Annotated in this window: 10 protein-coding genes; 3 read left to right on the top strand and 7 right to left on the bottom strand. The window is 53.5% G+C overall.

What is annotated here, in order from left to right:
• Positions 1-162: 162 nt before the first annotated feature.
• Positions 163-2,838, bottom strand: coding sequence for a DNA polymerase I (gene polA, locus FP815_05890; GenBank protein MBA3014469.1), 2,676 nt, complete (start codon positions 2,836-2,838; stop codon positions 163-165).
• Between the two features lie 178 nt (positions 2,839-3,016).
• Between polA and FP815_05895 the strand changes: the two genes are divergently transcribed.
• From FP815_05895 to flgM, 3 genes are all read left to right on the top strand, one after another.
• A complete protein-coding gene (locus tag FP815_05895; protein ID MBA3014470.1) occupies positions 3,017-3,880 on the top strand; it encodes a hypothetical protein in 864 nt (287 codons plus the stop codon).
• Positions 3,877-4,461: a hypothetical protein gene (locus FP815_05900; GenBank protein ID MBA3014471.1), complete on the top strand. Its 585-nt coding sequence runs from the start codon at positions 3,877-3,879 to the stop codon at positions 4,459-4,461. The genes FP815_05895 and FP815_05900 overlap by 4 nt, the downstream gene beginning before the upstream one ends.
• A gap of 235 nt (positions 4,462-4,696) precedes the next feature.
• Entirely contained in the window at positions 4,697-4,999 is a 303-nt protein-coding gene (gene flgM, locus FP815_05905; GenBank protein MBA3014472.1) for a flagellar biosynthesis anti-sigma factor FlgM, read from the top strand.
• A 243-nt stretch (positions 5,000-5,242) separates the two neighbouring features.
• On the opposite strand, the gene FP815_05910 is transcribed toward flgM, so the two are convergent.
• The 6 genes from FP815_05910 to FP815_05935 form a co-directional block, all read right to left on the bottom strand.
• A complete protein-coding gene (locus FP815_05910; GenBank protein MBA3014473.1) occupies positions 5,243-5,677 on the bottom strand; it encodes a hypothetical protein in 435 nt (144 codons plus the stop codon).
• Between the two features lie 43 nt (positions 5,678-5,720).
• Positions 5,721-5,981 (bottom strand): carbon storage regulator CsrA, encoded by a 261-nt coding sequence (gene csrA, locus FP815_05915; GenBank protein MBA3014474.1) that lies wholly within the window; start codon positions 5,979-5,981, stop codon positions 5,721-5,723.
• Between the two features lie 116 nt (positions 5,982-6,097).
• Positions 6,098-9,418, bottom strand: coding sequence for a hypothetical protein (locus FP815_05920; protein MBA3014475.1), 3,321 nt, complete (start codon positions 9,416-9,418; stop codon positions 6,098-6,100).
• Positions 9,419-9,422: 4 nt separating this feature from the next.
• The gene (flgK, locus tag FP815_05925; protein ID MBA3014476.1) at positions 9,423-12,269 is read right to left on the bottom strand and encodes a flagellar hook-associated protein FlgK; all 2,847 of its coding nucleotides are present in this window, start codon (positions 12,267-12,269) and stop codon (positions 9,423-9,425) included.
• Between the two features lies 1 nt (position 12,270).
• On the bottom strand, positions 12,271-12,762 hold the full coding sequence (locus tag FP815_05930) for a flagellar protein FlgN (protein MBA3014477.1): 492 nt from the start codon (positions 12,760-12,762) through the stop codon (positions 12,271-12,273).
• Between the two features lie 144 nt (positions 12,763-12,906).
• On the bottom strand, positions 12,907-13,269 hold the full coding sequence (locus FP815_05935) for a flagellar biosynthesis protein FlgJ (GenBank protein ID MBA3014478.1): 363 nt from the start codon (positions 13,267-13,269) through the stop codon (positions 12,907-12,909).
• Positions 13,270-13,280: the final 11 nt, after the last annotated feature.

Here is a 13,280-nt window from a genome sequence, read left to right on the forward strand (position 1 = left end):
ATTTTGTGATTGAGGTGCGACCAAAGATGGCCCAAAGCCGGGATGCGTTATGGTAAATTGGTAATTGCCGCGTCCCTTATGACTAACCATAATTCTTTTAACCGTAAACCGATAACTGATTACCGTTAACCTGTGTAGTTACGAAAGCCGATAGCTTTTGGGTTATATTTTGGCCAGGTTGTCACTTGCCGCAATATTAACCAGCAGGGGAACGTTGAGGTCAAGAGCCTGTTCCATGGCTGCTTTGACTAAAGTAGTTGTTTGCTCAATTTCTTCGGTCGGGGTTTCGATAATGAGTTCGTCATGGATCTGGAGGAGTATCTGTGAGTTGAGGCCATGGGCGACAAGGTCTTGATGGACCTTGATGGTGGCCAGTTTGATGATGTCGGCGGCAGTGCCTTGGATGGGGGTGTTCAGCGCCGTCCGTTCCGCGAATTCGCGCATGGTCTTGTTGGGGCTGTTGATGTCAGGCAGATCCCGCCGCCGCCCGAGGAGAGTAGTGACGAAGCCATCGACTCGAGCCTGGTTGATGATGGTGTCCATGAAGGTTTTTACACCGCTGAAGTGGGCGAAATAGCGGTCGATAAAAGTGGCTGCCTCTTTACGGCTGATGCGGAGTTGTTCGGAGAGCCCGAAGGCGCTCATGCCGTAGACGATGCCGAAGTTGATGCTCTTGGCCACTCGTCGCATGTCGCCGGTGACTCGTTGCGGATCAATGCCGAAGATTTCGGCCGCAGTTTGACGGTGGATGTCGTCTCCAGTGCAAAAGGCGTGAACCAAGGCTGGATCTTTGGAGTAATGGGCCAGGACCCGCAGGTCGATCTGCGAGTAGTCAGCGGCCAGGAACCGGCAACCTGGCGCAGAGATGAAGGCGGCCCGGATACGTTGTCCCTCCGGGGTGCGGATTGGAATGTTTTGCAGGTTAGGTTCGCTGCTGCTTAAGCGACCGGTGGCGGTCACCGCTTGGTTGAAGCTGGTATGGAGCCTTCCGGTGCGGGGATGGACCATGGTTGGCAGTTTGTCGACATAGGTAGATTTCAGTTTGCTGATATTGCGGTGTTCAATGATCAGACGCGGTAGTTCGTGGATTGTGGAGAGCTTCTCCAGGACTGCGCTGTCAGTTGAGTAGCCGGTCTTGGTCTTGCGTCCATGGGGTAGCCCCAAGGTTTCAAACAGTATCTCTGCCAGCTGCTTTGGCGAGTTGATGTTGAATGGCCCGGCGATGCTTCTGATGCGATCTTCAAGGGTTTTGATCTGGGAGCCAAGCTCAGAGGACAGGGTTAGGAGCTGGCCGCTGTCGATCAGGATGCCGGAGCGTTCCATTCCGGCGAGAATTGGGATCAGGGGCGTTTCGACGTGGTTAAACAGGGGCCAGAGCTTGAGGCTGTCGAGTTGGGGTTCAAAATGGCGCCAGAGTTTGGCGGAGGCGATGGCATCCTCGCATGAGTAGTCCTTGGCCATTTCAATGGCTACAAAGCGGAAGCAGTCCGGAAATTTGCTTGCCCCGGTGACCTCACTGAAGCTGGTCATCTTGATGTCGAGCAGTTCGGCACAGAGTGAGTCGAGTTTGTGGGAGCGGCGGGTTGGATCTACCAGATATGAGGCGATCATGGTGTCCCACAGGGGGCCGCAAAGTTTTATCTGGTGATTGGCGAGAATGGCATAGTCGAATTTCAGGTTGTGCCCGATCTTTGGGAGTTTGGGGTTGGTCAGCAGGGCGTCGAGGGCCGCTTTGATCTGGGTGAGCGGCAGTTGGTTTGGACAGGCAGTTCCGGTCTCATCCTGGTGGGAGATGGGCAGATACCAGGCCTCCTCTCCTGCTCCGCAGAGGGAGATACCGACCAGTTCGGCGGTCAAGGTGTCGAGGCCGGTGGTCTCTGTGTCAATGATCAGGTATGGGGTATGTTTCAGCGAGTTGACCATGGCTGTCAGTTTGTCGCTATTGCCAACCAGATGAAAGTGTTCGGTGGAGAGCGGCTTGATTTCTTTGTGCTCTGATAAGAGCCGGGAGAATTCGAGTTCGGTGAACAGTCGGGTTAGCTCCTCGGAGTTCGGTTCCGGTAGGAGATAGGCCTCAATGGCAGTGGGGACTGGTGTCTCTTTGTTCAGGACGATCAGATCTCGGGAAAGAAAGGCTGCCTCGCGGTTTGCCTTGAGCGTGTCACGCAATTTGGGACGTTTTACGGCATCGAGGTGTTCGAATATGCCATCCAGGGATGAAAATTCATTGATTAGTTGTTCAGCGGTCTTGGGGCCGATCCCGGCCACCCCTGGGATGTTGTCGGAGGAGTCCCCGATCAGGGCAAAGAGATCGGTGAGTTTAGCTGCTGGAACTTTGTATTTTGCTTGGACTGCGGCAGCGTCCATTACTCGGTCCTGCATCGGATCCCAGAGCGTAATAGTGTCCGAGACCAGTTGCAGCAGGTCTTTATCGCCGGAGACAATGATCACTTGGTGTCCCTGGTTTGCTAGGTTATGGGCGCAGGTAGCGATCAGGTCATCGGCCTCAACACCGGATTGTTCTAGAGTCAGAATTCTATAGGCCTCAACAATTGCCTTAATCGAAGGCAATTGCACGGCAAGGTCGTTCGGCATCGGTGGCCGGTTCGCCTTGTACTTATCGTAGAGGTGGTGGCGAAAGGTTGGTCCTTTGGCATCAAAAGCTACGGCAAGATAGCGGGGCGCCTTGTCGCGGAGAACCCGGAGCAGGATATTGGTGAAGCCGAAAGTGGCGTTGGTTGGCAACCCCTGTTTGTTGGCAAGGGGTGGGATGGCATGGTAGCCCCTGTGGATATAGGCATTGCCATCGATCAGGTAGATAGGATCAGAGTGAGTCATTGTGGTGTCGGAGTGGCCGGATTGAGAGTAGCAGAATGATGGCTGGTGACCGTGCAATGGACGGAAGTTGCAAAATTTATGAATAATAGTCGGAACCAAGGCAATGGCAATATGTTTTTGTTCCACCCTGCAAAAAGCGATTGCCTGGATGTCGCTCACTAGGGTACCTCTATCGGTCATGAAGATTAAACGATGGGTTTTTTTGCTGGTAGCGGCTCTGATGGCGCTCGTTGGCTATGCCTTGCTGGTAGAACCTAACCGCCTAGTTGTCCGGAGAGTGGTGATCAAGGATTCTGTCTTGGTTCAGGCCTGGCCGGGGCTTGCTATTGTCCATCTCTCCGATACGCACATCAGGCAGATGGGGGCAAAGGAGGGCATGCTGCTGGCAGCGATTAATGACCTTAATCCTGAACTGATCGTGATGAGTGGAGATTTCAACCAGTGGCAGGCGGATCCGGGGCCGGTACAGCAGTTTTTGGCTCAACTTTCCGCGCCGCTTGGCGTCTTTGGGGTGCTGGGCGATGCCGATCAGGTCGTAAATGGCCCGAAGGGGTGTGCCTTTTGTCATCCTGTGGGGCGGTATCACGAGCGTTTGGCCCGGCCAGTTATTTTGCGCAATGAAGTGAGGAGCATAGCGTATCGTGGTGGAACGATCACTATCGCAGGGGTTGAATGGGCGGAAGAGGGAAGTGGTGAGTGGCTGCGGCAGTTGTCGGCAAGTTCCGGTCGTAGCCAAGAACCGCTTTTGGTTCTCAGTCATTCCAGTCAGCTATGGACCGACACACCATTGGCTGGTCACTCTCTGTGGCTGAGTGGTGATACCCATGGCGGCCAGGTGTGGATGCCGGACTGGTTGTGGAAGATGGTTCCCTATAAACCGGACCCACGGCATATGGGCGGGGTGTATGACAACGGACAGGGCGGCTGGCTGATAGTGAATCGGGGCATCGGCACGACCGCTCGTTTTCCCTTTCGGTTTGGTGTGCCGCCAGAGCTTCTGGTTATAACTTTTGCTGAGAGCGATGGGGGGATGGGCCGATGAAACGGGAGAGGTCTTTTCGATCTGTTGCTCAAATCTGGTTCGTGCTCCTGCCTTTGCTGCTGCAGATAGCGTGTGAGCGGCCGGTTCCGTTGGAGCCGTTGGTCCTGAACGACTTTGAATCACCGGCCGATCTGGAGCGGATAGCTTGGCGCTGTCGGACAACCTTCTCTTTGACTCAAGAGTTCAGCAGTCATGGTCACTCTGGCCTATGGATGACGCTGTACCCGGACCCCTATCCTGGGCTCTCTCTCTTCTTGACCCCTGAGGAGAAGCAATGGCGTGGGTATCGGTATCTGGCCTTGGAGGTGTTTAACCCCGGCAATAAACCGTTTTCTCTCGTCTATCGGATTGATGATCGGAAGAATCCTGACTATTCAGACCGGGTCAATGGCTCTTTTTCCCTTGAGCCTGGGCTGAATCGCTGGCGGCTGGATTTGTCGCACATGCAGACTTCTGGAAGCAAGCGGGAGCTGGATCTTGACCGGATTGATAAGCTTCTCTTCTTTCTCGTTGCCCCGTCCCAGCCGGTAGAGTTGGCCGTGGATAATATTCGCCTTGAGCCTGTGATTTTACCCAGATGAAAATTCATCTTTTTTCCGTTTAAGGTTTTTCGAGGATGTGCCGATTAGATTTGTGAAGGTCAACTGGTGATCATCGAATGGTTATTAGAAAAAAGATTAAAGTTTGTTTTTTAATTGTCGATATGATAATTAGAAATAAGTTAAATTAGGTTTCAGCTGCGATGGTGGCCCAGGATGGGCTAGTCGCCTTGGACAGACAAGGAATGTGTATGTTGCGCAGGCAGGGGGGGACGGTATGAAGATCAGCGATTTTGTACCGCAGATAAAGACTGAAAGTAAAGTGCAAAAGACAAAGGGCAAAGCCCCTGTTAATTCACCTGCTGTTGCCGGTGGCGGTGATAAAGTTCAACTGTCAGCCGGATCAATTGACGTGCAGAAAATGAAAATGATTATCCAGGATACCCCAGCTGTTCGAATGGACCGAGTGCAAGCCTTGAAACAACAGATTGAACGTGGCGAATATCAGGTTGACCCCTATCGGGTTGCCGATAAGATGCTGATGAATCTTTTATCTGAAGGGGGCGTGCTGGATAAATAATATCCTGTGAGTCAATTCCTCTTCTCGTATCAAGAAAGGCGTTGTGATCTTTGATCGCAACGCCTTTCTTGTATTTAGGAGCCGTTAAAGAATAACTTGTACAATTTTGCTTGCTACTTTACGGCTCCTTATGCCGTCTTGGCTATCCAAAATGACCACGTTATTTCTTTACAACGGCTTAGGCCATCGATGGTGGGTAAATCAGGTTGGATTGGCGCTCTCACAGGGGAGAGGGGGCTTGTTTTATTCTAGTATGATCGGCCAGCATGGGCTGTATAAGGAGGGATCAAGGAGGATTTGCTTGGCGAGTTTTTGAGTTGGGTTGAGGATGACCGGGCCGAGGAGGTTTGCAGTCATTGCTTCTGGCTGGCCTTTGGGGATGGTTAGTATGACTAGAACCTCTAAGTCTCCTTCATTGTGAGCGTGTAGCTCCGTGTGCAGAGGTGAGGGAATGGCAGGGTGGTAGTTGGGATTAATGATAGCAGGCTGAATAACGACAAAAGCAAGGTCAGGGTTGTCTACTGCCTGGAGCCACCAGAAGACTGAGCCAGGGCCATGGGGGAGGAGTATGAAGTAGCGCTCCGCCGCAAAGCCTAAAAAAGGGGTCGTCATGGTGATAATTTTATCCTCTTCGATTTCGAGGCTGCCGAATCTGCTGGTCTGGATAGTTTTTGTCATGATTATGAGGTCCGGAGATGTGGCGCTGGAGCGGTGTCTGATGTTATTCGGACTGGCTATCCGGCGGAGTTGTTTTTTTTGCGCCCAGAAGTCTTGATATGCTGTCTAGGTCGGCTGGGGTCTCACTGGCAGCCTTGCGGTTTTCTTCCATAATGCGGGTGTAGACCTCTTCGCGGTGGACTGAGATAAGGTTTGGGGCCACCACACCCAGTTTGACCTGTCCGCCTTTTATTTCAAGAAGCCGTACGGTGATTTGATCACCGATAGCAATGGCCTCGCCAACTTTCCTGGTTAGAATCAGCATACGGAAAATCTCCTCGTCCGCCTGTTAGTGATCGTGATGTGCACGCTCCAGTCTGTGCGATTCTCCCCAGCGATGAGATGGGGACTCACAAAGGAAGCGACGGCATCATACTTCGCTCACCGTAAATAATCAACCAGGCTGAGTTGCATGGTCTTGGCGGCAGCTGAGAGAGCGGCTTGATAGGCAGTCTCTTTGGCCTTAAGGTCCATGACTGCCTTGATCATATCGGTATCTTGCACCTCGGAGAGGTTCTCCTTGGTGGCGATAGTCATGGTGCTGTAAATCTGGCTTTGAATGCTGATGCGATTAGCTCTAGCGCCGAAGTCAGAGACCTGGCGTGTCAGGTTTTCCATCAGGGTATCGAGGTCGGCAATGGATTTTTCGATGCCGTGACTCTGCATGAATTGGGAACTGACCCCGGTAGCCTTTAGAAAATTACTGCTGTCGTCGGAAAGTTCAAGGGTGTAGCGGGCCGTGTCGTTGGTTGTAATTATAAGTTTGCCGTCACTCCCCCACGAGGCGCTGAGGTTTGGGATGCCATTAATGCGGCTGGTCAAACTGTCTAGGGTGTCGACTGCAGGGTTCACAGCGATGGTGATTGATCTGGGGTGTGGGGGGTAGTAGTCGTGGTCAGTGACCGTTACGGTGAAGGCACCGCTTGAAAACAGGTCTTCTGACGGTAGCTGCGATTTTGGTTCCAGGCCGGTGCCTTTGCTGTTTAATAAGACTTTGGTGTCGCTGGCGGTATGAATGCCAGTGACTGCGGTGAAGTTCTGGCCCCGCAGGCTGTCTTCTAATGCCTTCAGGGTAGAGAAGATGGTAGTGTCCATAATCCCGGTCTTACCGTTTTCGCCGATGGTCATGGTGTTTGTCTTGCCGATTTTGATGGCCATGTCGTTGACCCGGTCCCCGGCGTAACGGATGGTTCCTGTTCGGTTGTGGACGCTGAATACATCGATCTTGCCGTCACCTGCTGCGTCGTTGGGTTCGCCGCTAGTTGTTTCGCCGCCAGCCAAGCCAAGGGCTGCTAAGCCGGGCTCCTTGGGGTTGGTCGAGGGGGAGACCGTTTCGAGAATAAATTTCCGATCAGAACGCAATTGCAGTGTCCCAAAAGTGATTTGGTCGCGTATGCCGCCGGTTAAGTGGGTCACCGCTTCACCATTGGTTGAGGTCTCAATATGCAGGTTGCGTCCATCTATGGCGGTGAGGATGAGACTACCATCCTGGCCTCGTGTTGCCTTGACTCCAGTATCGCTGCTCTTGGCGTTGATGGAGTCGAGGAGGGCATTATTCGTGTCTTTGCCGAGGATGGCGGTGGAAATCGGGATAATGTTGATTCCGTTGATCTTGAGATCACCATTGTTGAGGTATTTGGGGGTCGCCCCGAAGTTGATGGTTCCTGTGCCTGTGGCGGAACTTAAGCCCAGTTCCGTCAGCACGATATCGGATGGGGGCGCTGTTGCCGGGCTGGTGATAGTAAAGGCGCTGTCCGACTCAAAAGATATTTGACCGGCGTTGTTGATCCCGCTCACGTTATGGGTGCCGTTGGTCAGGCCACTCATGGCAGGAGCGCCGGCGAGAATGATGCTGTTTTCATTGCCTGCAACTGTATTTCTCAAAACGATTGAGTTGGTGATTCCACCATTGCTGCCATCGCCGACGAGGGCTGTAAGTCCAGTCTCGCTTGACTTGGCGTTGATGGCGGAGGCGATCTCCGAGGCGGTAGCCGCTGGAGAGACGCCGCCAGTAGTCAGTGAAATGCTGATGCCGTTAACACTGAAATTGATCGCTTGAGCGCCAGGCGCTGTCGCGGCTACCCCTGAGGTGTACAGGGTGGTAAGCCGGGCGTAAACCCCAGTGTTGGCGCTTTGTTGATTGATAGCTGTTTGGGCGTTGAAGGCCTTGTCCGGGTTTAAGCCGTTGGTGGGACCAGCGCCAGCGGCAATGGCCCCGATAATGGTACCATTGATGGCAAGCTCCCCCGCTGCGATACCATTGCTGGTAACTGATCCGGTCAGTCTCCTGTTTTCGGTCCCGCCGCTTACTGCGCCAAAGGCTGAAACGGATGCTGGTGAGACAACTGCGCTAACGCCAGTCTGGTCTTTGATGCTATTGATGGCAGATGCTTTGGCCTCGGCAGAGGCGTCGCTATAGGTATTTGAGAGGCCATCGCTTGACAGGGCGGGGACGGTAATGCCGTTGATTAACAGATCACCCGCGTTTAATGGATATCCATAGAGGAGCGTCCCGTCATTGGCGGTGTCGTAGTTGCCGACATTGCCTCCTCCTAGGCCAATCCGAGTCAAGATGGTGTCATCGTTGGAAGATGAGGTGATGGTGATAGCGCTTGATGATGACAAGGAAATAGCCCCGGTGTTGTGGGCGCTGTCGGCACCTTGGGAAAGGCCATTGGTCAAACCGGTTATGGCCTCTTCGTTGGGAGGGCCGGTTCCGAGTCCGGTCAGGGTGATCGCTGACTCGTCCCCGGCGAGGGTGTTTTTGGGGGTGACGGCGTTGATTGGTCCGCCATTGGTTCCGTCTCCTAAGACAGCAGTGACTCCGGTTGCATCGGCAACAGCGTTAATCTGTGAGATTGCTTCTTGAGCAGCCGCTGCCGGCCCACCTGTCGTTGCTGTGTAGTTAATTGAGACGCCGTTGATAGCAAAGTTGATGTTCTCGCCACCTGCGGCGCCTGCTGAGGCTACCCCGTAAATCTGGGTGGTAAGGCGAGCCGTGACAGCAGGAATAATCGGGGAGGTGGAAATCGCTGTTTTCAGCTTGCTTGCCCCCGCCATGTTGAGTCCGTTGGTGTTGCCGGCCCCGTTGAGATCCACCGCTCCGATATCGACCCCATTGATTAAGAGGTCGTTAGCTGCTAAATCGCTGACCGTGGTAGCGGATTCAACTGCGCCCCCGGTTAAGGCTTGAGGAAGTGGGGTGGGGGATGAGCCGTTAATCCAATACCCGTCCCCTTTGTCGATGATGAAGGGGGTTGGCTCACTTTCGGTGTATCCTTCAGTTCGGAAGCCGCCGAAGATGTATTTGCCGTTGATCTGAGTGTTGGCCAGATAGACAGCCTGTTCAAACATGTTTTTTACTTCTTCGGCAATCGCTTCCCGGTTGGCGGTAGTGTATGCGGGATCGGTGGCTTGGATGGCTAATGTTTTGGCGCGTAGAGCAAGCTCCTTCATTTGGGTCAGGGACGATTCTGCTGAGGTGATGATGGTGTTGCCGTGCTGAATATTTTTGGTGTACTGATCCATCTCGACAATGGAGCTGCGGAAGCGCAGGGCGCTGACGAGATTGACCGGTTCGTCCGAGATCTTGCCCATTTGCATGCCGGAGGAGATCTGTTCGTTGACCTTGGCCATGTCGGTGGTGATCTTGGCCAGGTTGGTATTAATTTTAGAGTAGATGGTGTTTAAGGTTGTACGCATGGCGTCACCGGGCGAGGGAGTCGAGCAGAGTTTTCAGCATCTCGTCCGAGGTCGAGATCAGCTTGGCTGCTGCGGAATAGGCGTGTTGATATTTGATGAGATTGGCCATCTCTTCGTCGAGAGATACTCCTGAGGTGGCATCCCTGAGTTCGTTCAATTGGTCATAGACTAGTTTATTGTATTCCAGGTCTGAGTTGACGTTTCTGCCCTTGAGACCAATTTCGGCGATCAAGGAGTTGTAGAAGCCGTCTAGGGTGTCGGTGCCGGCGCCAAGGCCTTTGTAGGTAATGGTTTCATCCCTTTGGATGTTGGTGACCTTGAGGGCATTGCTGTTGTCACCGGCAAATATTTCACCGAATGAGTTCACTTGGCCCGCCGCCAGATTATTTAGGTTACCTGAAATGGCCTGGTTGATGCCGATGGTGCTGGCGTTATGGCCGCTGAAGAAGGTGTTGATGCCGATAGCAGCCAGGAAATTTGAGGTGTCGTTGCCAAAGGCGAAGTTGTGGTTGTTGTCAGGTTTGAGGACCAGTTGATTGGAGACCACAGTGGCGTTGACCCACGGGATATTTTGGTTGGTGGCGTTCATGATGCTTTTGTTGATAGTGGTGGCGACATCATTTAAGCTATAGGCCCGGGTCAGATCAATGGAGACCGGTTGTGCCAGGGCCAGCGAGCCATCCTTGTTGTAGAGCCAGAGGTCGAAGCTGCCGCCATCGGTTGCGAGGGTATCTCCATAGTCGAGGCCCATAAGAGAGTTGGCGACTCCGTGATCCGAAAAGGTATAGCTCAGTTTGCCGTCGCCTGGGTTTTCGTCGGCATTGGCGACCCCGAGCTTGGTGAAGTCTGAGAATCCTAGGATCGTTGCTTCGGCGACGGAGACTGAAGATACATGGAGGTCGTTGGTTTCACTGGTGAAAACAATTGAGTTTTGGGAACCTCCATTGGTGCCATCGCCTACCTTGGCCTTGGCACCGGTTGTGGCGGACCACTTATTGATCTCGGCCACAGCTTTTGTGGCCACGGTATTAGGGGGGTCTCCTGCCGCTACAGTGAAGGTAAGGCTTTTTCCATTCAGGTCAAAGGTGATGGTTGTGTTGGCGGTTGGAGTGGTGGCAGCTTGATTGCTGTAGGTGACAGTTCCTGCCCAGCCGAGTTCTGCCATGTTGGTGTCATCGGCTCCGCCATCGATGGCAATCGGACCGTTATTGCTAAAGAGGGAGAGTTCTCCGGTGTTGTGGGCGCTGTCAGCCTGATAGGTCCCGTCGGAGAGTCCGATCTTGGCTTCGGTAGCGGTGTCGCTCGCGCCACTGATGGTAATCGAAGATTCGTCCCCTTGATTACTGTTCTTGAGGATGATCGAGTTCAGCGCTCCCCCGTTGGCGCCGTTGCCTACCACTGCGGTGATTGTTACCTTGGGGATATTGGTCTGCGGAGATGTGAGGCCGGTATCGTTATTGTAGCTTGTGATGGCGGTATTGATGGCATCGACAAGATGGTTGGCTAATGCCGCTGGGTCGGTATCGTCCGGAGGTCCGGAGATGCTGTCTACGGTATACGAGACGGCAACGCCATTGATGGTCAAATCGATGACGGAGGCGTTGTCGCCTGCTGCCATGGCGGTTACGGCCTTCCCCGGCACTTGAGTGGTCATTTTTGCCAAGACTCCAGCTGTGGCATTGTTGATGGCATTGGCCGCATTGGATGTCTTCCCCATGGCTAAACCGTATGTGTTCACGGAGCCATCAATTCTGCCAATACTGCGGCCATTGATTGTCAGGGACCCTGCTGACAAAGTGTTGGCTGCTGTTCTGGCGTCGACTGTCGTGTGCAGTAGGGTGGCGTCTTTGGCGTACTCGGCGCTGGTCAGTTCGTCGGAGAAGCTGACGAGTCCAGCGCCTTGGCTGTGCTGTTGGTTGACCTCGCGGATGAGGGCGTTGGCCAGGGAGTTGATGCGCCCCAGGTAGTTGTTGGGATCTCCCTCAGCCAATTTCCCGTTGATTTCAAGGAGCCCGCCGATCGAGCCGCCTAAGGCCGCTTTACTGTTCAGGGTAGTCCGGGTGCTATTGCCGTTGGAGTCGACGTTGACCCATTGCATAGCGTTGCCGGTCCAGTCCAGCTGCCAGGATTCGTTTTTGGTTACCATGGCGTGCCCGTCGCTCATGAGGACGGTATATGCCCCATCTTTTGACTCGAAATGAGTAATGTCAATATACCCGCCCAGCTTGGTGAGGAGGTTGTCCCGGGTGTCTCTGAGGTCATTTTGCTGTTGTTGCGGGGTCTCCGATGAGGTGATTTTAGTGTTGATGTCGGCCAGTTGTTTGGCCAGAGAATTAACATCCTCGACCGCCGACTTCAAGGAGACGCTGGTGTCGAATTTGGTCTGGGTGAGTTCGGCGCTCATGCTCTGAAGTTGAGCGTTGAGCAGCTCGGCGTGTTGGACTACGGTGAGGCGGTTGGAGCTGAGTTCCGGGTTGTTGCTGAGTGATTGCCATGATTCCCAGAATTTGCCCAGTAGTTCGTTGACTGCCAGACCCGGAACTTCGTTAAAGGTGGTTTCAATAACGCGCAACGACTGTTGCTGGGTAGTAAGGTTGTTGATGGTGGCGTTCTGGTTCATCATGCGTTTAACCATGAACATATCGTACTGTCTGACAACAGATTCGCCGCGGACGCCGTTGCCAAAAAAGCCGATGCCGGTGGGTGTTGCAACGGAAGTGGCCAAGTCGAGCACTTGGCGGGAATAGCCAGGGGTGTTGACGTTGGCGACATTGTGCCCGGCAACGGTGATGGCAGCCTGGTGGGTCAGCAACGCCTCCTTGGCTATATTGAGGGTTCCGGCAATGGTCATGTCATGCCTCGCAGCTGATGCAGCTGGGGAGTGTCCGGCCGCGAGCCTGGGAACGGCCTGGGATGTGGTAGGTATGTTCTGGCTGGGCTGGTCGGGTCAATAGCGCGATAGCCTCACTTAGGCAGCTCAAGGTGTCCTCGGTGAAGCGCTTGTTGACTGTGTTGCTGGTCTTGATTTGTTGGCGGGTTTCGTTGATGCGTTCCTTGTATTGAGCGATCAGGCGCAGCTCTTCTGGGGGGATGTTTGCTTCGGCATGATCAGAGTTCTGCGTGGTCCAGGCTTTTTGCAGTGAGTTGTCCAGATAATGAATCTTGGCAAGCAGTGTGTCCTTGTGGCGACAGAGGCGGAAGAGTCCTTGGGTGTCCATGGCTTTCAGCGCCAGTCGTTCTTCATTGAGAGTGGCCAGGAGATTCTCGGAGAGAGAGAGGTTCAAAGCCAATTCTTCAACGAAATCGTGTCCTGTCGGAGTTTGGGGTATGCGTGCTGTTGTCATGTGAGTTCCTGATTTATGGTAACTATCCAGCAGCACCACATCTTGCGGCGATCGGCCCGGCTCACGTAGACTGGCTACGCATCGCCGGTCCGCTTACCGTAATCTGCGGCGCTGCTGAACAGTTACAGTTACGAATAGTCACTTCTATTTCGGTAGGAGCTGGATAGTTACCTTTTTTGTTTCATTTGTTTCAATGGAAGTGGATAGCTGGCTGAAGAGGGCATCGGCAAGGCCCATTCCGTGGTTGCTCGTCACCTCCTGAGCCAGACTTTCATCGTACATTGATTGATACATATCTTGGGAGAAGCCGCTGTCGAGAAGTCCGCTCTTGGGTATGCTCTTGCGCATGGCGGTCAGCATCTGTTGCACTATGATCGCTTCAAAATTCTGGCAGGCCTTTTTTAGCTCGGCCTCTTTTTTCATATCGGCAGAATGGTTTGTTTTCTTAAGCGGTAAGGCGTTGCTGATCTTATTTGCAAGGGGGGGAGGTTGGTTTATCTGCATCATCTGGCCTCGAT

The organism is Desulfobulbaceae bacterium (assembly GCA_013792005.1).
Classification (GTDB): Bacteria; Desulfobacterota; Desulfobulbia; order Desulfobulbales; family VMSU01; genus VMSU01.

Coding starts and splice junctions, on each gene's coding strand:
- flgM (MBA3014472.1), top strand. CDS start 4,697: ATGAAGATCAGCGATTTTGTACCGCAGATAAAGACTGAAAGTAAAGTG.
- FP815_05900 (MBA3014471.1), top strand. CDS start 3,877: ATGAAACGGGAGAGGTCTTTTCGATCTGTTGCTCAAATCTGGTTCGTG.
- FP815_05935 (MBA3014478.1), bottom strand. CDS start 13,269: ATGATGCAGATAAACCAACCTCCCCCCCTTGCAAATAAGATCAGCAAC.
- FP815_05895 (MBA3014470.1), top strand. CDS start 3,017: ATGAAGATTAAACGATGGGTTTTTTTGCTGGTAGCGGCTCTGATGGCG.
- polA (MBA3014469.1), bottom strand. CDS start 2,838: ATGACTCACTCTGATCCTATCTACCTGATCGATGGCAATGCCTATATC.
- FP815_05910 (MBA3014473.1), bottom strand. CDS start 5,677: ATGACAAAAACTATCCAGACCAGCAGATTCGGCAGCCTCGAAATCGAA.
- FP815_05930 (MBA3014477.1), bottom strand. CDS start 12,762: ATGACAACAGCACGCATACCCCAAACTCCGACAGGACACGATTTCGTT.
- FP815_05920 (MBA3014475.1), bottom strand. CDS start 9,418: ATGCGTACAACCTTAAACACCATCTACTCTAAAATTAATACCAACCTG.
- flgK (MBA3014476.1), bottom strand. CDS start 12,269: ATGACCATTGCCGGAACCCTCAATATAGCCAAGGAGGCGTTGCTGACC.
- csrA (MBA3014474.1), bottom strand. CDS start 5,981: ATGCTGATTCTAACCAGGAAAGTTGGCGAGGCCATTGCTATCGGTGAT.